The 24,503-nt window shown below is 34.6% G+C and carries 25 protein-coding genes and 1 pseudogene; 12 read left to right on the forward strand and 14 right to left on the reverse strand.

Annotation, left to right across the window (positions count from 1 at the left end; all coding sequences use genetic code 11):
- Position 1 precedes the first annotated feature (1 nt).
- The 6 genes from H2O64_RS18770 to alaS form a co-directional block, all read right to left on the reverse strand.
- Positions 2-199 carry a GldL-related protein gene (locus H2O64_RS18770; protein WP_187563765.1) on the reverse strand — a complete coding sequence of 66 codons (198 nt, stop codon included), beginning with the start codon at positions 197-199 and terminating at the stop codon, positions 2-4.
- A gap of 329 nt (positions 200-528) precedes the next feature.
- On the reverse strand, positions 529-711 hold the full coding sequence (locus tag H2O64_RS18775) for a hypothetical protein (protein WP_187563766.1): 183 nt from the start codon (positions 709-711) through the stop codon (positions 529-531).
- 167 nt (positions 712-878) lie between these two features.
- The gene (locus tag H2O64_RS18780) at positions 879-1,064 is read right to left on the reverse strand and encodes a hypothetical protein (protein ID WP_187563767.1); all 186 of its coding nucleotides are present in this window, start codon (positions 1,062-1,064) and stop codon (positions 879-881) included.
- 114 nt (positions 1,065-1,178) lie between these two features.
- Complete coding sequence (locus H2O64_RS18785) at positions 1,179-2,132, reverse strand: GSCFA domain-containing protein (protein WP_187563768.1); 954 nt, start codon at positions 2,130-2,132, stop codon at positions 1,179-1,181.
- A gap of 5 nt (positions 2,133-2,137) precedes the next feature.
- Complete coding sequence (locus H2O64_RS18790; RefSeq protein ID WP_187563769.1) at positions 2,138-2,536, reverse strand: hypothetical protein; 399 nt, start codon at positions 2,534-2,536, stop codon at positions 2,138-2,140.
- A 31-nt stretch (positions 2,537-2,567) separates the two neighbouring features.
- A complete protein-coding gene (gene alaS, locus H2O64_RS18795; RefSeq protein WP_187563770.1) occupies positions 2,568-5,180 on the reverse strand; it encodes an alanine--tRNA ligase in 2,613 nt (870 codons plus the stop codon).
- A 175-nt stretch (positions 5,181-5,355) separates the two neighbouring features.
- On the opposite strand from alaS, the gene H2O64_RS18800 reads away from it, so the two are divergent.
- The 5 genes from H2O64_RS18800 to H2O64_RS18820 are packed head-to-tail and all read left to right on the forward strand — an operon-like array spanning position 5,356 to position 8,567.
- A complete protein-coding gene (locus tag H2O64_RS18800; protein ID WP_187563771.1) occupies positions 5,356-6,330 on the forward strand; it encodes a M23 family metallopeptidase in 975 nt (324 codons plus the stop codon).
- The gene (locus H2O64_RS18805; protein WP_187563772.1) at positions 6,330-6,659 is read left to right on the forward strand and encodes a MerR family transcriptional regulator; all 330 of its coding nucleotides are present in this window, start codon (positions 6,330-6,332) and stop codon (positions 6,657-6,659) included. The genes H2O64_RS18800 and H2O64_RS18805 overlap by 1 nt, the downstream gene beginning before the upstream one ends.
- 49 nt (positions 6,660-6,708) lie before the next feature.
- Positions 6,709-7,299, forward strand: a complete 591-nt coding sequence (locus H2O64_RS18810) for a LemA family protein (RefSeq protein ID WP_187563773.1) — start codon at positions 6,709-6,711, stop codon at positions 7,297-7,299.
- A gap of 9 nt (positions 7,300-7,308) precedes the next feature.
- Positions 7,309-7,749 carry a TPM domain-containing protein gene (locus H2O64_RS18815; RefSeq protein WP_187563774.1) on the forward strand — a complete coding sequence of 147 codons (441 nt, stop codon included), beginning with the start codon at positions 7,309-7,311 and terminating at the stop codon, positions 7,747-7,749.
- Positions 7,749-8,567 (forward strand): TPM domain-containing protein, encoded by an 819-nt coding sequence (locus H2O64_RS18820; RefSeq protein WP_187563775.1) that lies wholly within the window; start codon positions 7,749-7,751, stop codon positions 8,565-8,567. The genes H2O64_RS18815 and H2O64_RS18820 overlap by 1 nt, the downstream gene beginning before the upstream one ends.
- A 129-nt stretch (positions 8,568-8,696) precedes the next feature.
- Here H2O64_RS18820 and H2O64_RS18825 read toward each other — a convergent pair whose 3' ends face one another.
- From H2O64_RS18825 to der, 7 genes and pseudogenes are all read right to left on the reverse strand, one after another.
- Positions 8,697-11,084: a T9SS type B sorting domain-containing protein gene (locus H2O64_RS18825; protein WP_235982942.1), complete on the reverse strand. Its 2,388-nt coding sequence runs from the start codon at positions 11,082-11,084 to the stop codon at positions 8,697-8,699.
- A gap of 166 nt (positions 11,085-11,250) precedes the next feature.
- Positions 11,251-11,856: pseudogene (locus H2O64_RS18830) on the reverse strand (alpha/beta hydrolase); the annotation flags it as partial.
- Positions 11,857-11,874: 18 nt separating this feature from the next.
- The gene (locus H2O64_RS18835; RefSeq protein WP_187563778.1) at positions 11,875-12,147 is read right to left on the reverse strand and encodes a hypothetical protein; all 273 of its coding nucleotides are present in this window, start codon (positions 12,145-12,147) and stop codon (positions 11,875-11,877) included.
- Between the two features lie 21 nt (positions 12,148-12,168).
- On the reverse strand, positions 12,169-12,714 hold the full coding sequence (locus tag H2O64_RS18840) for a hypothetical protein (RefSeq protein WP_187563779.1): 546 nt from the start codon (positions 12,712-12,714) through the stop codon (positions 12,169-12,171).
- A gap of 185 nt (positions 12,715-12,899) precedes the next feature.
- Positions 12,900-15,662, reverse strand: a complete 2,763-nt coding sequence (locus H2O64_RS18845; protein WP_215907193.1) for an outer membrane beta-barrel protein — start codon at positions 15,660-15,662, stop codon at positions 12,900-12,902.
- Positions 15,663-15,945: 283 nt separating this feature from the next.
- Positions 15,946-16,563: a hypothetical protein gene (locus H2O64_RS18850; protein WP_187563780.1), complete on the reverse strand. Its 618-nt coding sequence runs from the start codon at positions 16,561-16,563 to the stop codon at positions 15,946-15,948.
- 1 nt (position 16,564) lies between these two features.
- The gene (gene der / locus H2O64_RS18855; protein ID WP_187563781.1) at positions 16,565-17,869 is read right to left on the reverse strand and encodes a ribosome biogenesis GTPase Der; all 1,305 of its coding nucleotides are present in this window, start codon (positions 17,867-17,869) and stop codon (positions 16,565-16,567) included.
- A gap of 192 nt (positions 17,870-18,061) precedes the next feature.
- Here der and H2O64_RS18860 point away from each other — a divergent pair, with 192 nt between their 5' ends.
- Entirely contained in the window at positions 18,062-18,619 is a 558-nt protein-coding gene (locus H2O64_RS18860) for a GTP-binding protein (RefSeq protein ID WP_317173846.1), read from the forward strand.
- A gap of 132 nt (positions 18,620-18,751) precedes the next feature.
- On the forward strand, positions 18,752-19,012 hold the full coding sequence (locus tag H2O64_RS18865; RefSeq protein ID WP_187563782.1) for a hypothetical protein: 261 nt from the start codon (positions 18,752-18,754) through the stop codon (positions 19,010-19,012).
- A gap of 72 nt (positions 19,013-19,084) precedes the next feature.
- Here H2O64_RS18865 and era read toward each other — a convergent pair whose 3' ends face one another.
- On the reverse strand, positions 19,085-19,966 hold the full coding sequence (gene era, locus H2O64_RS18870; protein ID WP_187563784.1) for a GTPase Era: 882 nt from the start codon (positions 19,964-19,966) through the stop codon (positions 19,085-19,087).
- Between the two features lie 259 nt (positions 19,967-20,225).
- On the opposite strand from era, the gene H2O64_RS18875 reads away from it, so the two are divergent.
- The 5 genes from H2O64_RS18875 (at position 20,226) to H2O64_RS18895 (ending at position 24,476) form a co-directional block, all read left to right on the forward strand.
- Positions 20,226-20,894 (forward strand): TetR/AcrR family transcriptional regulator, encoded by a 669-nt coding sequence (locus H2O64_RS18875; RefSeq protein WP_187563785.1) that lies wholly within the window; start codon positions 20,226-20,228, stop codon positions 20,892-20,894.
- 6 nt (positions 20,895-20,900) lie between these two features.
- The gene (locus H2O64_RS18880) at positions 20,901-21,221 is read left to right on the forward strand and encodes a hypothetical protein (RefSeq protein WP_187563786.1); all 321 of its coding nucleotides are present in this window, start codon (positions 20,901-20,903) and stop codon (positions 21,219-21,221) included.
- A gap of 174 nt (positions 21,222-21,395) precedes the next feature.
- The gene (locus H2O64_RS18885) at positions 21,396-22,991 is read left to right on the forward strand and encodes a SulP family inorganic anion transporter (protein ID WP_187563787.1); all 1,596 of its coding nucleotides are present in this window, start codon (positions 21,396-21,398) and stop codon (positions 22,989-22,991) included.
- A 28-nt stretch (positions 22,992-23,019) separates the two neighbouring features.
- On the forward strand, positions 23,020-23,838 hold the full coding sequence (locus H2O64_RS18890; RefSeq protein WP_187563788.1) for a universal stress protein: 819 nt from the start codon (positions 23,020-23,022) through the stop codon (positions 23,836-23,838).
- Between the two features lie 11 nt (positions 23,839-23,849).
- Entirely contained in the window at positions 23,850-24,476 is a 627-nt protein-coding gene (locus H2O64_RS18895; RefSeq protein WP_187563789.1) for a carbonic anhydrase family protein, read from the forward strand.
- Positions 24,477-24,503: the final 27 nt, after the last annotated feature.

Raw genomic sequence — 24,503 nt, forward strand, 5'->3', positions numbered from 1 at the left:
TTTAACTATTCAAAAAGTCTTTGAATTTTTTATTCGTCAATAATTTCCAAATTCCTAGTAAAACTGCCAATCCTTCTGTAAAAGAACCTATAGTTAAAACTATTGCACCATACGGCCAATGTTGAATTTTGAATAAAGCGCCAATAATTGTAAAAAATACGCCTAAAAGGAATAATGTAATGATGTGTTTTACTTTCATAACTATTGATTTTTAGCTCGATCTTTTTTGTAGTCTATAAAATCTTTTATAATGATTAAAATATCTACGATCAAATATGTACTCGCGATTAAAACTATTGCTATTCCACTAGGGAGTTGTTTTCCACCATGAATTGAATCGTTGAAAATCTGATAATTTTGTATCATCTCAATTCCAATGTATATTAGAAATACACAAAATGGGTATGCAATCAATCGTATAAAGAAGCTTTTTATCATTTTAGAAGTACGTATGAATCATGAGTATGCTTTTCGAGGTAAAAGTTACAAAAAAGCGAGCCGAAGTTCGCTTTTACTATCATGCACTTTCTATAATGGACAACAATGTGTTGCTTCTACTTGCGAAATACACGTTGCTTGGTTTGTATTTGCACATAATTCACAGTTGGATCTTCTTTCTGATTTTTCTGCTCGTAATGGTACACTTCCACCGAAAGCCAAATTAGAAATTGATTTCTTGTTCAGATGTAAACTTTTAATACTTTTTTTCATGATATTTAATATTTGATGTTTCTTAAAAGTAGACATCATTATATCATCAAAAAAATATAACCTATCGAAATTTATGAATAACGAGTACAAAAAAAGCGAACCGGAGTTCGCTTAGTTTTCTATGGTATTACATTTCTTGTCCATCTAGTTTCAATATTGCATAATTATTAACGTCTATTAATATTACACCAACATTCTGTGTGGTTTAATGTATCGGTTGGACATACAGCAATCATTGTTTGTGGATCCCATGGAATTCCTGATGGTTGTGCAGGACTAGAACTTAATCCTCCTACTAAATTTGAAATTGACTTTTTGTTAAGCGCTAAGCTTTTAAAATTTTTGGTTTTCATAATATATATTTTTTAAGATTATATATACTAGGGTTAGATTTTAAAATTCATTACCCAACAAAAAAATTACAACTTTATTATAGCTAACTACAAGTCAACAAGTTAAATTTAAAATTATTGAAATTTCATAAAAGAAAACTGCTGTTGAAGCTTTTCAACTTTAGCTTGAAGTTTGGCTAAAAATTGTTGATGCGCTTCCGAATTTGGATTGAATGGCTTGTGCGCCAATCCTTTTTGAATGGTTGCTACTTCTTCTAAGGTTTGTTCACTTTCGTGAGAAATCCACGCGAGTTGAAACTTTTCCCAGATATATTTAATTGCCGTTGTATTTGGATGAATCATGTCTTCGGCATAAAAACGATAGTCACGCAATTCGTCCATCATAAGTTCATACGAAGGAAAATAATGCACTTGATGTCGCGCAGATATAGTTTGATGAATTCCGGCTAACAAATGTGCTTTGCTTTGCTGATTTTCCACAAATCCATCTTTTAAATGTCGCACAGGCGAAACGGTATACAGCATCGTAATTTTTGGGTTGATGCTTTTGAGTAACGCAATACAGTTTTCAACACTTGCAATTACTTCATCAACGGAAAGTAATTCTTTTAAGAACTTTTTTTGCGGCACTTTATGACAATTGGCAACTGTTGTATCTGTTTCAATATGTCGATAGGTCCACGCTGTTCCTAACGTGATGATAATATGAGAAGCTTCAAGCAGTGCTGTATGCGTTTGTTGTATTGCCAAATTCAAATTTGATAACAATACAGTTTTATCTGTGTGGCTCAACTCAGAATGTGCTTCAAAACAATGCCAACGTTCGTTTAAATAGAAAAGATCGGCTTCCGTAAATTCATCTTGATTGATGGCTCTCAGAATTAAATTTTCAATCGCTTTCGGATGAAATAGAATTCCCAACGGGTTTTGAAATGTGTCAAATTTATAATACGCCAACTTTTCGCTTATATTTTCAGAAAAACAAGAACCCAATAAACATACTTTAGAACTGTATGTTATTGGGTTATACGTTTCTTTTACGAACGGAATGTTGGTTTGCAATATCATAAAAATTATTGCTTAGCTTTTTTTTCTGCGGCTCTTTTAGCGGTGTGATACATAAGGTTCAATCGGTTTTTCATTCCTTGTGTAAACCCGACTAATTCTTTGCTATCATAGGTTATTCCTTTGATACGTTCTAATTTCAAAATAGCATCACTTGTAGCTCTATCTAGCTTTCCTGGCTCACTAATATCACTTGGCTTTAATAACTCAAGATACGTTAATTTTGTTTGAAAATCCATCACAACAGCTGGTTTTGGTGCTTCTAAAACTAACCATTCTCCTTTTTGATTTGGCATTACACACCAAACATATACACCTTTTTCAGAATCATCTTTTGCTTCTTTTTCTTGTGCAAACATTGGTACTGCAAGAAACAGTGCCAACACTATCATATATACTTTTTTCATCTGTTTGTTTTTATTAATATTACTACTAAGTTTATTTTACATATTCTATAACACGTTCAAGTGCTTTTGGAATTCCACCAGGATTTTTTCCTCCTGCGGTTGCAAAAAATGCTTGTCCGCCGCCGCCGCCGTGAATTAGCTTACCCAATTCTCTTACTACTTTTCCTGCGTCATAACCACGTTCTGCGGCTAATTCTTTGGAAATATAGCACGTTAACATTACTTTGCTTTCATTCGCGGTAGCAAAGAACAAAAATAAATTATTCATTTCTCCACCAAGTTCAAACGCTAAGTTTTTTATTCCGTTTTGGTCTAAATCTATTTTAGTTGCCAAAAACTGTACGCCATTCACTTCTTGCAATTGCCCTTTGAGTTCTCCTTTTAGATTTTTTGCTTTATCCTTTAACAAGTTTTCAATTTGCTTACGCAGCTGAGCGTTTTCGTCTTTCAAGTCCGAAACTGCTTTTACCGCATCTTTCGGATTGTTCAATACATCTTTTATTTCGTAATATGCTCTGTTGTTTGTAGCGTAAAATTCTCTTGTTGCATCAAAAGTAATTGCTTCTATTCTTCGAATTCCAGCTGCAACCGCACCTTCCGATTTTATTTTAAAATGCCAGATGTCACCTGTGTTTTGTACATGTGTTCCGCCACATAATTCAATGGATTGCCCAAAACGAATCGATCTTACTGTATCGCCGTATTTCTCGCCAAATAGTGCCATTGCTCCATCTGCCATTGCATCTGCTACTGGTCTGTTTCGTTTTTCTTCTAGCGGAAGCTTCCCTTCTATTCTAGCATTTACAAAATCTTCAATATCGCGTAACTCTTCTACCGTTAGTTTTGAAAAGTGAGAAAAGTCGAAACGCAAATATTTTGAATGCACCGCCGAACCTTTTTGCTCTACATGCGTTCCTAAAATTTCGCGCAATGCTTGATGCAATAAGTGTGTTGCGGTATGATTTGCCGCTGTACGTTGCCGTTGTTTTTCATCTACGACCGCTTTAAAAGCAGCATTTACATTTTTTGGTAGTGTTTTCGTAATGTGAATAATCAGGTTGTTTTCCTTTTTAGTATCAATCACATATACAATATCACCATCTTGTGTTTGTAAATATCCTTTATCACCAACTTGTCCACCGCCTTCTGGATAGAATGGCGTTAGATTGAATACTAATTGATATTGAACACCATCTTTTTTGGTTTCTATTTTACGATAGCGCGTTAATTTCACATCAACTTCTAAGGTATCATATCCTACAAATTCTTCGTCTTCATCTTCTAAAACAGTCACCCAATCGTCTGCAACAATTGCAGTTGCTTCACGACCTTTTCCTTTTTGTTTTTCTAGTAATTTTTCAAATTCTTCTTTGTTGTATGATAAATCGCGTTCACGCAAAATCAATTCCGTTAAATCTTCTGGGAAACCATACGTATCTTTTAGTTCGAAAACTTTTTTACCCGATATTTCGTTTCCACTTGTGTTTTTAATCACACGATCCAACAATACCAATCCTTGATCTAACGTACGTAAGAATGAATTTTCTTCTTCTTTAATTACGTTTTGAATGAGTTGTTTTTGCTCTTTCATTTCTGGAAAAGCGATCCCCATTTTTTTATCTAGTACATCTACCAAACGGTAAATGAATGGTTCTTTTTTGTTTAAGAACGTAAATCCGTACCGAATAGCTCTTCGTAAGATTCTACGAATTACATATCCTGCGGCATTGTTGCTTGGCAATTGTCCGTCTGCAATTGAGAAAGATACCGCACGCACATGATCTGCAATGACACGAATAGCAATATCAACTTTCTCATCTTTTCCGTATTCAACATTTGTAATTGCTTCAATTTCTCTAATGATCGGTGTAAAAACATCCGTATCATAGTTCGATTTTACATCTTGCAACACCATACACAGGCGCTCAAATCCCATTCCTGTATCTACATGTTGTGCAGATAATTTTTCTAGTGATTTGTCTGCTTTTCGATTGTATTGCATAAATACCAAGTTCCAGATTTCCACTACGTGTGGATGATCCATATTGACTAACTCAGCACCTGGCGTTTTTGCTTTTTCTTCGTCCGAACGAATGTCTACATGAATTTCAGAACAAGGTCCGCAAGGTCCTTGACTTCCCATTTCCCAGAAATTATCGTCTTTATTTCCCATCAAGATGCGATCTTCTGGAATAATTTCTTTCCATAAATCGTACGCTTCTTGATCAAGTTTCAAACCATCCTCATCACTTCCTTCAAAAACCGTTACATACAAGATATCTTTATCAACTCCGTAAACTTCCGTCAATAATTCCCATGCCCAAGCAATGGCTTCTTTTTTAAAGTAATCACCAAAACTCCAGTTTCCAAGCATTTCAAACATGGTGTGATGATAGGTATCATATCCAACTTCTTCCAAGTCATTATGTTTCCCACTCACACGCAAACATTTTTGCGTATCGGCGATACGATTGCTTTTTGGCGTTCCATTCCCTAAGAAATATTCCTTAAATGGCGCCATTCCAGAATTGATAAACATCAATGTTGGATCATTTTTCATGACCATTGGCGCAGAAGGCACAATTTGATGTGTTTTAGATTCAAAAAAGTCTAAAAACTTAGCTCTAATATCCTGAGATTTCATGTCTTGTTCTTTTATATTGTACAGGTAAGATAATTCTTGGACAATTCTTAAATTTATCTTAACCTACTTTAAAATTCCTAAAAACTGTAAAACAATAGCTATATTTGTTCGTTTCACAGGTTTCTCATTAAATTATTTCATTGAGAATCTGTGCAAAAATAGAATTTTTTAAGGAATGAGTAAGGTAAAATATTATTACGATTCAGAAACATTGTCATATCGAAAGATTGAAGGCAAGCGTGGACGCAAAATTGGCTATATATTTTTATACGTTGCTTCGGTTGTTTTGTGTTCAATTTTACTGGTAACAATCTTCTTTTACACAGCACTAGAAACGCCTAATGAAAAGGTATTGAAGCGCGAATTGACCAATATGCAGTTTCGGTATGATTTGCTAAATAAAAAAATTACGCAAGCCCAAACTGTACTAGAAAACGTTGAAGAAAGAGATAATAATATTTATCGTTTGTATTTTGAAGCGAATCCAATTCCTGAAGAACAACGAAAAGCAGGTTTTGGTGGTGTGAATAGATATGAAGAGATGTACAATTATGAAAATGCAGATTTGATCATTTCGACCACAAAACGCTTGGAAGAGTTACAAAAACGATTGGTTGTACAATCGAAATCACTAGACGAAATAGCAATATTAGCAGAAGATAAAGAAGAATTTTTAGCTTCTATTCCAGCAATTCAGCCTGTAAATAATGAAAATTTAACACGCATGGCTTCTGGTTACGGAATGCGAAATGATCCATTTAATAAAACCCGAAAGATGCACTGGGGAATGGATTTCACTGCACCAAAAGGAACGCCTGTATACGCCGCTGGTGATGGAAAAGTAGTGCGTGCAGACAATTCTGCTGCTGGTTTTGGAAAACACATTCGTATTGATCACGGATATGGATATGTGTCGTTGTATGCACATTTGAGCAAATACAATGTACGCAAAGGTAAAAAGGTGAAACGTGGTGATTTGATAGGTTTTGTGGGAAGTACAGGCCGATCGCAAGCACCGCATTTACATTATGAAATTCGCAAGAATGGCGACAAAATAAATCCGATTAACTTCTATTATGGGAATTTATCGCCTAAAGAGTTTGAAGAATTACTTAAAAACGCTGCTAAACAAAATCAATCGCTCGACTAATGCACATTAATTTACCTGATAAATTATACTACAGCATCGGCGAAGTTGCCAAGGCTTTTGACGTAAATGCTTCTTTGATTCGCTTTTGGGAGAAGGAATTTGATGAAATTCAACCCAAAAAAAACGCGAAAGGAAATCGTAAGTTTACTCCTGAAGATATTAAACATATAGAACTCATCTATCATTTGGTAAAAGAGCGTGGCTTTACACTTGAAGGCGCAAAAGTTCATTTAAAAGAGGAAAAGAAGAAAATACTTTCCAATTTTGAGATTATTCGTAAATTACAACATATTCGAGCTGAACTTGTAAAGATTAAGGATAACATGTAACGCTTTTATATTATCAATAACTAATAACAATAAATAACATTTTAGAATTATGAAAAAATGGTTAATCCCTTTAGTGATTGTAGCCCTTCTTGCTTTTGGTATTTTTAAATGGGGAGTTGGAGTTAACAATGAAATTATTGAACAAGAAGGCCTAGCGAAAGCACAATGGGCAAATGTTGAAAGTTCTTATCAACGAAGAGCGGATCTTATTCCAAATTTGGTTGCAACTGTAAAAGGATACGCAGCACACGAAAAAGAAACATTGGAAGGTGTAATTAAAGCACGTTCTGAAGCTACAAAAACAACTATTGATGTTGGTAACTTAACACCAGAAAAAATGGCAGCTTTTCAACAAGCACAACAAGGACTTAGTGGAGCTTTATCAAGATTATTAGTAACCGTAGAACGCTATCCTGAGTTAAAAGCAGATCAAAGTTTCTTAGAATTACAAAGTCAATTAGAAGGTACAGAAAACCGGATCAATGTAGAGCGCAATCGCTTTAATACTATAGCTGGTGCATATAATATATTTATTGCTAAGTTCCCAACAAATATAGTTGCCAACTACATAGGTAAAGAAGGAATGTCATTGTTTAAATCTGCTGCTGGAAGTGAAAATGCTCCTAAAGTAGAATTTTAATTTTCTCATATGTCTGAAGTAGAAGATTTCCTAACGGCTCATCAAGAACAAGAAATCATAACTGCCATTAGAACGGCAGAACGAAATACTTCTGGTGAAATACGAGTTCATCTAGAAACACATACCGATATTGATGCGTTTGAGCGTACATTGGAAGTATTTCATTTACTTAAAATGGACAATACTAAACTTCGTAATAGTGTTTTAATTTATGTTGCCGTTCATGATAAAACATTTGTAATTTATGGTGATGAAGGCATTCATAATGTGGTTCCAACTAACTTTTGGGATAGTACACGCGATGTGATGCGCAATCATTTTCAACAAGGAAATTTTACACAAGGAATGATTGAAGGTATATTGCAAGCCGGATTGGAATTGCAAAAACATTTCCCTTGGGATGTTGATACGCATGAAGACGAACTACCAAACGAAATTTCAAAAGGCTAATGCTGAACACCTCAACAATATATTTTAAAACGTTTATTTGCATCGTTGGATTGTTTTTTCTGAACGTTTCATACGCTCAGTTTAAAATTCCGCCAAAACCTACAAAAGCAACTCCTGATGCAGTATACGATTATATCAACTTACTTTCTATTGGTGAAAAAAATGCCCTAGAAAATAAACTTATCAAATATTCTGATACGACTTCTACGCAGATTGTTGTTGCCATCATTAAATCGACAAAAGGAGAAAATATTGATTATTTAGCTTCAAATTGGGGGCATGAATGGCAAGTTGGTCAAGAAAATCATGATAATGGAATTTTTATATTATTAGCCAGAGACGATCGTAAAATTAGCATTCAAAACGGATATGGCGTTGAACATTTAGTGACCGATGCACTTTCCAAACGTATTATTGAAACACGTATAATTCCACATTTTAAAAGAGGAAATTATTATGACGGATTAAACGCTGGTGTAGAAGCTATTTTTCAAGTGATGAATGGTGAATACACAGGATCTCGAAGTCGCTCAGGAACTGATGAAGGCATTCCTTCTGCTGTTGTCATTTTCTTAGTAATCTTCTTTTTTGTGTTACTTTCTATTTTATCAAATAACAAACGTAACGGCGGTAATAATCGCGGTGGCAGACACGGCACAGGAGGCGGTTTACTAGATATTATTATTTTGAGTAGTTTGGGTAAAGGCGGATTTGGCGGTGGAAGCAGCGGTGGATTTGGCAGCGGAAGTAGCGGCGGATTTGGTGGTGGCTTCGGCGGCGGCGGATTCGGTGGCGGTGGCGCGAGTGGAAGTTGGTGATTTCGACTACGCTCAATCTCCTTTGAAATTGTTTTTTAGACTTGTTGGATTGTTTGGACTTCTTGGAGTTTTAGATTATAGCACACTGAACGAAGCCGAAGTGTAGACTTAAACAATCTCAATACTAAACTATCTCTTTAATGTAAAATGTCCCGTAAAGGTTCGTCCGTCTTCTAGCGCAACGGAAAACCAATAATCACTTGACGGCATTTTTGCGCCTTTATTTGTTCCATTCCAAGCGTCTTCAGCGTTGATTAAGATTCTGAGTAATTTTCCATAACGATCGTATATAAACACTTGTGTTCCAGCTTGAAATTCCGCAGAAATTCCTTTAAGTTGCCAAGTATCGTTTGCACCATCATTGTTTGGTGTGAAGAATTTTGGATAGCCAATGACAGCAATATCTTCATTTACAATTCCACAATTATTTTTGATGTCTTTGATATATACCGTGTGAAATCCTGCTGCTACGTTTTGAAAAATGTTTGATTCTTGGTAAATTCCATTTGGATTGTCTAATGCAAATACATACTCACCTTCCCCAGAAACGATCACTGTTACCACATTAACATCTGAAATATCATCAATTAAAATATTCCCAATAGTTGCAATGTTTGACGGTTGCACAGCAATTGTTTTTATTTTTGAACAAGCTCCAATTTCAGTTACTTCAACCGTATAATTCCCTAATTGATTTACTTGAATTTCAGGCGTGGTTTCTCCTGTTGACCAAGCAAACGTATAATCACTAAAGTTATTCGTAATTCCGCTTTCAAGTGTGATGAGTTGCGGTGAAAAGTTTACACAATAATATACTAATTCTTCCGAAGGAATATCGGGCAAACCGATTACATTAAGCATCACCTCTCCAATTCCAAAACAATCTCCATTCTGCTCAACCCGCGCATATATTGTCTGTGAATATGCTATTGTATTCGTATATTGATTTGCTAATGGATTTATTAAAAGTAACGCATTTTCCAGCGTTTCGTAATAGGCAACCGTAACACCTGACGGCAATCCGTTTGTAATTTGCAAGTCTGCTAATGACAAATCAAATTGTGTGATTCCAACTTCTTCAATTGCATCGCAAGCAGTTAAAACAGGATTACTTACTGCGTTAGAACTTACTTCCAAACGTACTTCTGCCGTGTTTACACAACCCGAAACTAAGTCAGTAACTTCCGCATATACTGTTTGCGGATTTGACGTATTTGTATACGCACTTGTCGTGATTTCTTGCGTCAAGCCACTATCAATATAATACCGAACTTGTCGATCGGCTAAAATTCCTGCGGCAACTTCTTCATTGTTTTCAAATAGATTAAACACAGTAATTCCACTTGTAGCACCACATTGCACAATGTTTATATCTTGCGTTGCTGGAAGCCCAAAAACGGAAGCAGTAATTGCACTTCTTGCGCCACCAGTACATCCTGAAAATGCTGGCAATACCCAAAATGTGGTGGTTTGGGTTACAGTTATTGTGTAACTTGTTCCTGAGTGAATTGGCGTTGTGGACGTTTCTGTTTCAAACCATAAAACACTATCCGTATTGGTATCTACACTTAGCGTGATTTCACTCGGATCGCAATTTCCATCTTCGTTTAGTGTAAATTTTGGTGTTTCAATTTGTGTACTTGCCGATAGATTTATGGTTGGTTCGCCTGGCATTCCACCATATTCAATGATATATCCTTGTGGATGATACGGATTGTTTGGATCTGTTGATCCTACATTTGGCAAATCGTTCCAAGAACCTAATAATCCAATACTTGGATCAGTGATGTGCGCATAATGTTCTTCTCCAAAATTATTGGGTTCGCCAGAATTCCAAAAAGAATATTCTCCATTTTGTGGTGTTCCATTGACTTCTCCAATCCAGAAAACAGTTCCTGCTTCTGGTCCAGTAACCCATTGCCACGTTCCTTCTTGATCTACATCTGTAGCACCAATCCAACCTGTTCCAGAGCTTTGCGAGCCTGCCAGCTCTGCTTCTTCTACGGTGGTTAGTGTAGCTAAATACCCTTGTAAACCGAAATACGTTTGCGTTGCTGCCAAATCGCGTGCTTGCGTCCATGTAATTCCTGCGTTTTGCACATAGAAATAGTAATGACCTGTAGATGGCAAATAGTTGGCATCACCTAAGTTGATAGAGAAGAATTTATCTTCGGTAAAATTGGTTTGTGTGGTTTCAAATACAATGTCTTGAATTGCTGCTTCATATTCGGCAAATGTTGCAGGACCAACTAACGCCATTCGTCCCAAAGCTGGTGTCCAAAATCCATTAATATTTGGATGCGTTCCTGTTAAGGTTAATTGATCTTGTCCATTGGAATATCCTTCTGAAATTTGAACATATACAACTGGCAATGTTGTATCCGTAGGATCAGGATCAGTGATTGATACAGAAGTCACAATATTCATCGGCATATCTCCGCAATACTGCTGATTTCCTGTTGCTGTAATGGTTGGCGGCGTGTTTTGCGCATGCGCGATTGCGGAAGCTAGAAGCAAAAAAGAGAGTTGTATCAACCGAGAAAAACTGCGCATATCGTTATGAGTCTGACTTTAAAAATAAGCCTTTTTCTTTTCAATTTCCAATGCGAATCAGTTTTTTAACAACTACAACGTTGTAGTTATTGCGATTTGATTTTTACAACTCTTTAGCGCTATTGTATTATTACTTTTCAAGCTGTTTTTTAATAAAGTTCATCAACTTATTTTCATAGTCTTTTCCACCTTTTGCATACACATCAAAATGTCCTGCGCCTTCTACTAAAACGAATTCTTTTTCTGCGGAAGCGAGATTTTCATAGAGTTGTTTTCCATATTCAAAACTGATATTTTCATCACTATCGCCATGCGCAATGAACATTGGTTGCTCAATTTTTGCCACAGAAATAATCGGTTTTACTTCATCAGGATTGAAGTTTGCGATGTTTCCAGCTTCTTGTAATGCTGCATCTGACATGAAACGCAATCCGAAACCTTTAGCCATCTTCTTTTGGTAATCGTATACAATTTGATCTAATTCCGTAAATGTACTTTCCACAATCCCAAATTCAATACGTTTCTCTATTTCCAAAGCTTGAATCGCGATAGCACCACCTAAAGAGTTTCCCCAAATTCCAATTGGTAATGACGAATTTCTCTTTTTGAGTTCATCAACAATGGCGATAATGTCTTGTTTTTCATGAAAGCCATAGGTGCAATATTTTCCGCCACTTTCACCATGTGCTCTACCATCAAATAATACAGAAGCAATTCCGTTGTTTGCCAAGTTTCCCGCTAAGTTTAAGAAATGCTATTTACAACCGCCAACTCCATGAATTAAGATGATGATTCCTTTGGTTTCTGACGTATTAGATTGAATGTAATACCCTTTTAAGGAAATACTGTCTTCTACATTCACCGTTAGTTTTTCGCCCTGTAATCCAAGTTTTTGTGGTGTTAGTGCCAGGTTTATTTTTTGCGGTTGTACAATCGCATACGGTAATACATGAATGGTAAGAATGTATCCTGCAATTCCTATTAATAGTGCAAAAATTAAAAATACGTATAGAAGTTTCTTTTTCATTTTAATTCTATTGTACTATCACTATTTTTTTTTGGAAGCATTGTATTTATCTAGTAGTGAAAACGTGAGATATTTATAGAAATCATTTGTAAAATCTTTTACTTCAAAGACTGCCAATAATTGACTTGCTAATACTGAAATTTTAGGATTGTTTCCAGAAGTAGATAGCTTTATAAATTTAGCTAATTTTGAATCTTTATAGCTTGGATCTGTCAAAATTCCATTCATACAAGTTGCGTACGTTTGCGCATTTTCACCACCTTGAAGTGCAGCTACGATAAGGTTACTAATTCCTAAGTTTTCAAGTCTACCATCAACTGCTGTTTCAATATTTTCATAAAACGCCATATAACTTTCGCCACTCGTGTCTTTTAGCAATTTTGCTTCTATGAGCTTTTGTTCTGATTTTTGAATTAACTCTTTTAGTTTTGCTCCTTCGTCATCTAGTAAATTATAGATACAATCCATGAATCGTGTTTCTAATTCGTAGGTATTGTTTTGTGCAAAACTTGCGCATGAAGTAAATAATATTAGGGCGCAAATAAATGGTTTTAGTATCTTATTCATCTATATCTGTACTTTTAATTTTTAATGGATAGGTCTTTTTTATTTCTTCTTTTTCAGTTTGACGATCAATTGTCCTGATCCGTTACATTTCGTTTTTTTTACTTTTCCAAGATACAAAGTTCATTCCACAAAAAAAGCTTTTGAGAATATTCAAAAGCTTTTTTTTAATGAGTTCGTAATTACGATTAGAAATATTCTATGTTACTTTTCTTGCCACCAACTTTGCTAAGTTTATAGGTAAATCCTAGCATGAAATACCGTTGCAATACGGTACTTTGTGAATCCTGAATGTAATCTGCCGTCACACTTCTACGTGTGTTAATGTTTTGATCTAATAAGTCATACGCTGTCAACTTGATGGTTCCTTTGTCGTTGAGAATTTTTATACCTAAACTCATGTTCCAAAATAAAGCACTTCGCTCAAATCCTGGCGCAACATTGGTTCGATAGGTGTATCGTAAGTCGTTTCCAAATACAATCTTTTTTGGCCAGAAAGTTGTCGTTTTTAAACCTACATTATGATTTTGAAACGTTTCATTCTCAAGATTTTCCAAACTGTATTGTATGGTATTAAACGACATTGAATATCTAGGTTCTATTTCTAATAATTCTCTATAATTGTATGTCATTCGTACACTTGGCGTCAATCTGTTTTGTTTTGTGGAGAATTTTACACTGTTGCTAAAGTTAAATTCTTTAGTGTAATTATTGTACAAGCCAACTCTGAAACGCACCGAACTACTATCGCGTTTGATGGTTTTACTGTAGGATACACCACCATTTCCTCTAAAAACTCCATCTACGTTTGTGTAGGTTGTAGTTCTAATTCTGTTTTCGTCTGTTGTAGAAAATGGAACAATTTTGTCATTGGTTAATGTTGCCGAAAACCATGCAAAGAATCCGCTTTTACTTTTGAAATCGTAATTGTTGAAATTCAAATACATACTTTGATTGAATTCTCGATTCAAATTCGGATTACCGACAACAATGTTTAATGGATTACTTACATTGGCAACAGGCTGTAATTGTTGCGCACTTGGCGATTGCGTATTGGTATTATAGTTTACATAAACGCTCATTCCTTGTTTAATACTATAGCGCATGTAACTGTTGATACTTATATCTGAAAAACTTGATGTAACCGAGGTATTTTGAATTAATTCTTCATTTTTTAATTCAGAGAATAGTAATCCTGTATTGAAACTTAGGTAGAGTTTTTCACCTTCATAATTGATTCCAATTTTTGGTGTATGTGTTTGGAAGTTTACTTTTAAATCTGAACTTAGGGTTTGATTGAAAGCGTCGTATTGATTCGTTGTATTGTCAAAATCAAAAACACGTCTGTCATTGCGTTCGCGTCTGTTAGCAAAACGATAATTTAAGTCTAAAAATAGTTTTTCTTTTAGTGGAATCCGATATTCTATGTCTGCTGATATTTGATTTTGTTTGGATTCCGTATCCGTCAATTGATCTCTAGTTTCTGTTGAAGGTGTTGTCCCAAATATTTCGTTGGTTGTGTTTAAGAAGTTGTCTGAAACATTATTGATGAAGCTATTGTTGATTCCAAGACTTATATACGAACCTTTGCTTCCAAACTTTTTGATAACATCTATATTGTTTGCAAAGTTTCGACGTTCAGAATCAGTACTATTTTGTGAATCTCCTCGGTTTAATAACGTTCCTTCATCGTCTAACGATTCTTCATTTCGCGAAGAAAAATTTTCACCTTCTGTATATCTAAAACTTGGCGCAACTATAATTTTGAATGTTGAATCTATTTTAAATTGGAGTTCTGAAGTTGCTCTGTGACTGTCGTTTACATTCATGGAAGTACTGGTCGAATTTGTAAAGAAACTTCCATCGGGGAGAATGTTTTCGCGTTCTACTCTACTTTCATTTTCCGAATCGGAACGCGAGAAAAAGTAATCTGCAAGAATTTCTGTTTTGTCCTTGAATTCATCTACAAAACTTGCGCCTGCATTACTCGATGTGGTAATTCCTTGTCCGCCGCCACCTCTTAATCCGCCAAAACCTTGACCGTCTCCGAAATAGACATTCCCACCAGAATTCCCCATCATGTCATAGATTTCATCATAACTAAATCCTGAACTGTTAATGTTGTTTTTACTTGCCAAAACACTAATTCGCTGATTTTCATTGAAATAATTTCCAATTCCACTCATGGCATAACGTTCATCCGTTCCGCCGCTGACAGTGGCTCGCCCAAAGAACCCTTTGTTTTGATCTTTTTTGAGTTCAATATTAATCGTTTGTTCTTCAGAAGTCCCTTGTTTTCCTGTGAATTCTTCCGATTCGCTTTTCGTGGCCATTACTTGAATTTTGTCTACGATATCTTTGGTTAAATTTTTTGTAGCAATGTTAGGGTCGTTTCCAAAGAATGGTTTTCCGTTTACCAAAATTTTATTGACTTCTTTTCCGTTGACTGTTATTTTTCCGTCACTATCAACTTCAACACCTGGCAATTGTTTGATTAGGTCTTGTACTGTAGCATCTGGTCGTGTTTTGAACGAGTCTGCATTAAATTCTAAGGTATCTTTTTTGACTGTAATTGGCGCACGTATGGCAACAATTTGAACCGCATCCAACTCATTGGAAGCTAGTTCTAATCCAATATCTGGCAATCTTATTACAGATGTATCAAGTGTTACTTTTTGCTTGTATGTCTGAAATCCGTTAAAGGTTACAAATAGGTTTACTTCTTTGAGTTTTGTTCGTGTTGATAATTCATAGTTCCCTTTTCTATCGCTAATTGTATAGGTAATGAGTGTACTATCTTTTATAGATTCTATGTAAACAGTTGCAGATTCTAGAGGAGTTTTTGCAGTTTTGTCTATAATTTTACCTGTAATTTCAAATTCTTGTGCGCAAAGTGAAGATGTAAATATACTGGCTATTAATACCAGTATTACAATAAATGGTTTAGTCATTTTAGATTTTAATTGATGGTGAATCGGTTCAACACACAAACAAACATAAAAAATGATGATTTATTATTAAAATAATCATAAAACCCTTTTTGTAAATCTTAAAATATAGAAACGCTTTAAATTAGATTACTGATTTAGAATAATTTAGAACTATGTAGATACATTCTAATTATGACTGCTTATTAATTCGCTACGAGTACCATCTAGCGAAAGCTGAAAAAACTACTACTTCCTGAATTTTCAAGTAAAGAAATGACATTTTAATTAAATTGAAGAAAGTAGACTAATCCTTTAATACTGCGTTAAAGATGATCTCTTTTTTATTTTTAATATCGTTTTCCATGGTAGTTAATTTCACATAAGATGCTATCACAGGAAAGCCCTTAAAGTTGTAGCTTAACCAATCTTCGTTTTCTCTTATGTCCGTCCGTAGTTTAAATTTCTGTGTGTTTGTTTTCGGAAATTCAAGATGGATGATTGCTACTATGTTTTCGTAGGCTTCTATTTTGGCAAGAAATTGTGATGCTTTTTCGGAATGTTGCCCATTTTCTAAAAAGAATACTACATTATTTTTTGCGATTTCAGGATCTTCGTAGTTATAATCCGTAAGACCATTTGGAATGAGTTCTTTTTTTATGAGTAGAATGTTTGCCAATAATTCATCAGCTTTTGCATTGAATTGTAGCACGATTTCTGGTATAGCTTCTGTTGATGTTTCTAGTTGTTTTTGAAGCGAATCTACTTTTGCGGCTACAGATTCATTTGCTTCTATAAATTTCTCTTCTATCGTTGAAAAACGCTCTAAAACATTAGTACTTCTTGCATCAGCAACTAATAACATCAGTCCAATTAATAGTAGACTAACAATGAGAACCGTTACAAGAAATACCTTTTTAGACATTTTATTTTTTCCTAAAATAGACGGTTACTGGAACTCCAGTAAAGTCAAATTGTTCACGCAATTGATTTTCAATAAATCGCTTATAAGGATCACGTACATATTGCGGCAAGTTTGCAAAGAATGCAAATTGCGGATATGCAGTTGGTAATTGTGTACAGAATTTTATTTTTACATGTTTCCCTTTGTATGCTGGCGGCGACATGCGCTCAACTATTGGCAACATGATGTCGTTTAACTTACTTGTAGAAATTCTTTTCGTACGCTTTTGATACACTTCAACCGCAGTTTCAATAGCTTTGAAAATACGTTGTTTTGTCAATACAGAGATGAATACAATTGGTACATCTGTAAATGGTTCTATTTGTGAACGAATGTGTTTTTCAAATTCTTTTACTGTAGATGTATCTTTTTCTACTAAATCCCACTTGTTTACTAAAATCACGATTCCTTTGTGATTTTTTGCTGCCAACCAGAAGATGTTTTGTACTTGCGAATCAAATCCTCTTGTAGCATCAACAATGAGTAAACATACATCACTGTGTTCAATAGCACGCACGGAACGCATTACTGAGTAAAATTCTAAGTCTTCTTTTACTTTGGCTTTTCTACGAATTCCAGCAGTATCTACCAAGTTGAATTCAAATCCAAAACGGTTGTATTTGGTATCAATAGAATCACGTGTAGTTCCAGCAATATCTGTTACGATATAGCGATCTTTCCCAATTAAGGCATTGATAAACGACGATTTTCCAGCATTTGGTCTTCCAACAACTGCAAAACGTGGTAAGGTTATTTCTTCAGCTTCTACAGCTTCTGGTAACGCTTCAATTAATGCATCTAACATTTCACCTGTTCCACTTCCGTTGATACTTGCAATTGGATAATATTCTCCTAATCCTAATGAATAGAATTCGGCAGCATCATGCAAACGATTGGCTGCATCTACTTTATTTACAACGAGTAAAACTGGTTTTTTTACTCTACGTAGCAATTTTGCCACATCTTCGTCCATTCCTGTAACGCCAGATTCTACATCTACTACAAAAAGAATTGCATCTGCTTCATCAATTGCCAATTCTACTTGCTTATCTATCTCTTTTTCAAAGACATCATCACTTCCAACGACATATCCACCAGTATCGATTAACGAAAATTCTCTTCCGTTCCAATCTGATTTTCCGTAATGTCTATCTCTTGTTACACCACTTACCGCATCAACAATCGCTTCTCTACGTTTAATCATTCGGTTAAACAAAGTCGATTTTCCAACATTTGGACGTCCTACTATGGCTACTATATTACTCATTTCATTCTATTTGTGCCTGCAAAGGTACATTTTCTGTTTATGAGTAAAAAGTTATTTTGTGTAAGTATTCTGTGAATGTTGCTTCTAGCTTTTCTTTTCTTTGCTTTCCCAAAGAAAAGAAACAAAAGAAAGAGAGCTTTTATGAGGTGTTTTTAATCTTTTTCTAGCGAAAAGAATATACTTTAAGCGCAGATGATAATTATCAGTTTTTGTTTTGATGAGAACTTGTATTTTGGAATACTTAAAGAAATTGTGATGCATATAGGTGAAGAAATTGTTTTACGGCCGCGTTTTAAGAGAACGATACCAGAAGCGAGCGAAGTTGTGCTTGATCGTTTGGAAGTGACTAAAGGAACACAAACCGATTTTGTGGTTTCTCGTATAGACAATCATGTTTTTATCCGAATTCCGAAGAGCAAGCAACATTTTTGGTCGCCACAATTGCATGTAGAAGTCGATGAAATAGACGAACAAAACTGTGAATTGCACGGATTGTTTGGTCCGAGTCCGACCGTTTGGACATTTTTTATGTTTTTACACTTTTTAGTTGCGTGTCTTTTTATCGGATTTGGCGTTTGGGCATACACCAATGCCACTTTGAAAACTTCTTATGGAATTCAACTTGGTTTAATGGTATTGATGATCTTCGTTTGGTTTGTGCTTTATGTTGCAGGTCGCATGGGAAAAGCCACAGGAAAACCTGAAATGATTGAGTTGAATCATTTTTTGAATCGGACTGTTGGTTTGTAATTTTCTACTTAAATCACTTACAATTGCCTCAACTTTTCTGCAGCTACGGGAAACCACATTTATATGTGTGATCTTTATTTTACTTTTATAAAACTTATTTAATCCTCAAATCGGTAAACAAAAACTTCAATCATGAACTATAAATTATTAAAAATAGGATATGTATCGTTAGGAATTATTATTTTGATTTCTTGCGTATTGGGATTTATATTTATTGATGAAGTGTTGCAAAAAGTTTCTGTAAATACGCTAATAATTATTTCTGCATGTTTATGTTTTCCGATGTTTGTCTTGAAAATTCTGCATGAACAAAAATACCCACCGACTAAGAAAGATAAGATTATAGGCGCAATTATAGCTATGGCTACACTGATATTGATTTTTATAATATAATTGTGTGAATCTATACCAGTAAATTTAATTTTCACTCAATACTCACTACTAAAATCTCAAAACTAAAAAAACCTAATTATTATACCCAAAACGTTTCAACTGTCGCGAATTGCTACGCCAGTTTTTGTTGACTTTTACATACAATTCAATGTGAATTTGCTTTCCGAAGAATTTCTCTAAGTCTTTTCGTGCTTGGATTCCAACAGTTTTTAACGCGCTTCCTTTGTGACCAATGATGATTCCTTTTTGCGTTTCGCGTTCTACCATAATGACAGAACGAATACGAATGATGTTTTCTTCTTCAAAAAATTCTTCCGTTTCTACTTCAACCGCGTACGGGATTTCTTTTTTGTAGTTGACCAAGATTTTTTCGCGAATTGATTCGTTTACGAAAAAACGCTCTGGTTTGTCTGTTAATTGATCTTTTGGATAGAATGCTGGCGACATAGGAAGCAACTCAATAATTCTTGAAAATACTTCGGTGACATTGAAGTTTTCAAGTGCTGAAATTGGATAGATTTCTGCCGTTGGCACTTTCGCTTTCCAGAAGTCCATTTGCGCTTCTAATTCTTCTTGTGAAGACTTATCAATTTTATTCAATAATAATAATACAGGAATTTCACTGTTGATGATCTTATTGAAAAAGGCTTCATCTTTTAGATCTTTTTCGCCAATTTCTACCATATAGATTAACACATCGGCATCTTCAAAAGCAGATTTTACAAAGCCCATCATAGATGATTGCAATTCGTACGCAGGTTTTATAATTCCTGGTGTATCAGATAGAATCACTTGAAAATCGTCTCCATTGACAATTCCTAAGATTCTGTGACGTGTTGTTTGCGCTTTTGAGGTAATAATCGAAAGTTTTTCCCCAACAAATGCGTTCATTAAGGTTGATTTTCCAACGTTTGGATTTCCGATAATATTAACAAATCCTGCTTTGTGTGTCATATATAGTATTGATCATCAAGAATATTCGTCAACTGTGATTTTTTTCACACAATTGAATTTTACTTGAGAAATTAAAGTGCAAAAATACACATAATTTCCCAAAATCATTGACTTTACACTATTTTTCATAGACATGATTTTCAGGCACTTTACCTTTAATTTTTAAGATGAACTATAAAATTAATTTACATTTTTTTCAAAAAAAATAGTTAAACTTTTAGTTTTTAATAGTAATACTATTATATTTGCTACTATTAGTATGGAAAATTTACAAATACATATTGTCATCAGCGAAGAGCTGTACACTAAGAATCCTGAATCGTCAGAATTAGGAAAGAAGATTGTATCGCGCAGTATTGAAATGATTGACGAATTGGGTTTTGAAGCGTTTACGTTTAAAAAATTAGGACAATCTATTGGTTCTAACGAAAGCTCTATTTATCGTTATTTTGAAAGCAAGCATATATTGTTAGTGTATTTGATATGTTGGTATTGGAGTTGGATTGAGTATAAATTAGTATTCGCTACGACAAATGTTAAGTCATTTGAAGAAAAATTGTCAGCTGCTGTTGAAATTTTAACTCGAAAAACGGATGTTGATAATTCATTCTCGTACATCAACGAAGTGATTTTGAATCGAATTATTATTGCAGAATCTTCAAAAGCATACCATACTAAAGATATTGACAGCGAAAACGAAAAAGGATATTATAAAGTGTACAAACGTGTTGTACAACGTGTAAGCAATATGGTTACTGATATTAATTCTGATTTTGAATTTCCTCACATGTTGATATCAACTGTGATTGAAGGCGCACATCAGCAACGTTATTTTTCGGAGCATTTACCTTCCTTAACAGATGTAAAAGCAGGAAAAGATACTATCATTAAGTTTTATACAGATTTAGTTTTTAAAGTAATCAAATAAATGTCATTGGAACGTAAACACATATTGAACCTTATAAAGCAAATTCCTTTTTTGCTGGTTTTGTGTGCGATGTTGTTACAACCAATTGCAAATACATTTTCTATTTTTTCTGACACTTCTTTTGAGCTGGTTGATTATGATTTTGAAGATGATACCGAAGAAGAAGTCGAAGATAAAACAGAGAAAGACACTAAAATAGAACCTCAACGTATACATTCTACCATAGCGTATTGCGATCTTAGCAATATAAACGCAAATCATTATTTACAACAATCAAGATGGTCTTGTAATCTCGACATCCTAATTCCGCCGCCAAGGCACGCCTAATTTTACATTTCGTACATGCTATTATTCCGAGAATAGCTAGAATATTCTTCTAACTAACAACTACAGAAGAACCATTCTATTTTTTACAACAACAAAATAATCAAACTAACTGTGAATTGAAATTCATGCAGGGTTTATATACATCTTTTTCAATTCAAAAAAATTATTGCTATAATGAATAGTTCAAATCCATTCAAAAATTTAAAAGCGGATTTTCCCGCAAGTATTGTCGTTTTCTTCGTTGCACTTCCACTCTGTTTAGGAATTGCTTTGGCCAGTGGCGCACCTTTATTTTCAGGACTAATTGCTGGAATTGTTGGTGGTATTGTCGTTGGTGCTATAAGTGGCTCACAAGTTGGAGTTAGTGGGCCAGCCGCAGGTTTAGCAGCAATTGTCCTAGTTGCCATTACTTCGCTAGGAAGTTTCGAAAACTTCTTAGTTGCCGTGGTACTTGGTGGTGTTATTCAAATACTTTTTGGTGTTTTAAAATTCGGAATTATTGGATATTTTTTCCCTTCTTCTGTAATTAAAGGAATGCTAACAGGTATTGGACTCATTATTATCTTAAAACAAATTCCACACTTTTTCGGATACGATTCAAATACTGAAGGAGAACTTCCCCTTTTCCAATCAGACAGTCAAAATACATTTTTAGACATTTTCGACTCGGTCAATCACATCAGTCCTGGAGCAACGATCATTGCAGTTATTGGATTGGCAATTTTAATTCTTTGGAATACCGTTTTATCCAAAAAAGGAAAAATATTTCAATTGGTACAAGGACCATTGGTTGCCGTAGTTATAGGTATTATTTACTTTTTATTAACACAAGGAAATGTGGCATATGGAATTTCTGCAGATCACTTAGTAAAAGTGCCTGTACCAGATGATTTTAGTTCTTTTCTCGGACAGTTTAGCTTTCCGAATTTTTCTGCCATCGGAAATCCTGCTATATGGGTAACAGCTTTTACAATTGCCTTAGTTGCAAGTTTAGAAACCTTATTATGTGTGGAAGCAACTGATAAACTAGATCCACGAAAACGTGTAACACCAACAAACAAAGAATTATTTGCACAAGGAACAGGAAACATTCTTTCTGGATTAATTGGTGGATTGCCAATTACACAAGTAATTGTTAGAAGTTCAGCAAACATTCAATCTGGTGGAAAAACAAAAATGTCTGCGATTATTCACGGTTTCTTATTATTAATTTCTGTGATTTTGATTCCAACATTATTAAACATGATTCCACTTTCAGTATTGGCTGCAGTTTTATTAATTGTAGGATATAAATTAGCAAAACCTGCCTTATTCAAGCAAATGTATAAAGCTGGTTGGAAACAATTTATTCCATTTACAATTACTGTTTTAGGAATTGTTTTTATCGATTTATTATGGGGAATTGGATTAGGACTTGCCGTTGGTATTGTCGTAATATTAATTAAGAGTTTCCAAAATTCTCACTTCTTGCATATTGAAGATAAAAGTAACGGAAAACATAGAATTAAAATGACTCTTGCCGAAGAAGTAACATTCTTTAACAAAGGAGCTATTTTAAAAGAATTAGACAGTTTACCAAGAGATACATTCTTAGAATTAGATGTACGTAAAACACGTTTCTTGGACAATGATATTATAGAAATATTAGAAGATTTTTCAGAAAAAGCACGCAACAGAAACATTGATATTAAATTGATTTCAGAACGTGGAACTGTGGAAAATCCAACTAGTTTTCTTGAATTTTTTCAACTTAGACCAAAAAGCGCTTAAACACACTAACCACTAAAAACTTAAAATCATGAACACACCAAAATATAAATTACTAGTATTAACAGATCTTTCTGAAGCATGTAACACAGCTCTGGAAAACGCGGTAAATCTTTCAAAAATCATCAATGGAAGCGTTGAAGTTTTTCATGTATTGAAACCTTCTGACATAGCAGAATACGAAAATCAATTATCTGCCATGCGTTCTATTGATGAAGAACGTGTTAATAAGAAAGCAAAACTAAAAACATTGGTTCGTGAAATTTCTAAAAAGACGGGCGTTACCATTACGGCAAGTTCCATTTTAGGAAATTTGAAAGACGAAACCATGGAACGCATTGAAGCGGTAAAACCTGATATTGTTGTATTAGGAAAACGCACACAAAAATTGATCAACTTTTTAGGTGACGGATTCACAAAATTTATTTTAGACACTTTTAATGGTTCTGTATTAATTTCTGGAAAAGACAAAATAATGAGTCCATCGGAAGCAATGTCCATAGGTTTATTCAATACAACTCCAGAAGAATTATCATTAGAACTCACAAAAGATTTGCGCAAGCATACTAAAAACCCTATCAAACGTTTTAAAGTACGTACGGATGCTGAAAAAGCAGAAGCAATTGCTGAAAACGTAATAACGTATGAGTTTGAAAACGGAAGCAATACGATGAATAATATCGCATCGTATGTTGCCAAAAATAATATTGGACTCTTATGTATGAATCCGCACACGAAGAAAAGTACTGGACCATTCCAAGGACTGAGATCTAACATTAAACAAGCGATTCAAAAAATCAACGTGCCAATTTTAATCGTGAATAACCAAGCATCAATTCAATTACAATAAATACAAAAGCTATGAAAGCACATACAAAAGAAACACAAGAGATAATGACTCCAGAAACATCTTTACAAGCGTTAAAAGATGGAAACGAACGATTTATAAACAACACACAAGTAACACGTGATTTACTCGATCAGGTTTCAGATACAAGCACAGGACAATATCCGTTTGCTACTATACTGAGCTGTATTGATTCTAGAGTTTCTTCTGAATTAATTTTTGATCAAGGAATCGGAGACATTTTCAGCGTTCGTATTGCAGGAAACTTTGTCAATGAAGACATCTTAGGAAGCATGGAATTTGCGTGCAAACTTGCCGGAACAAAATTAGTGCTTGTTTTAGGACATACGGCATGTGGCGCTGTAAAAGGTGCTTGCGATCATGCAAGACTTGGAAACCTAACTGCATTAATCAACAAAATAGAACCTGCGGTAGAAGCAGTTACTGAACCAACAGACGAAAGTTTACGCAACTCAGGAAATATAGAATTCGTAAACAATGTTGCGGTTAAAAATGTAGAAATGACCATTGAAAACATTCGCAATCAAAGTCCTGTGTTAGCCGAACAAGAACGCAACGGAGAAATCAGCATTGTCGGTGGAATGTATGATATTAATAATGGTAAAGTAACGTTTTTATAGGAATGAATTTTAAACAGAAAATAAGTG

It is taken from the genome of Kordia aestuariivivens, assembly GCF_014397005.1.
In the GTDB taxonomy this organism is placed as follows: Bacteria; Bacteroidota; Bacteroidia; order Flavobacteriales; family Flavobacteriaceae; genus Kordia; species Kordia aestuariivivens.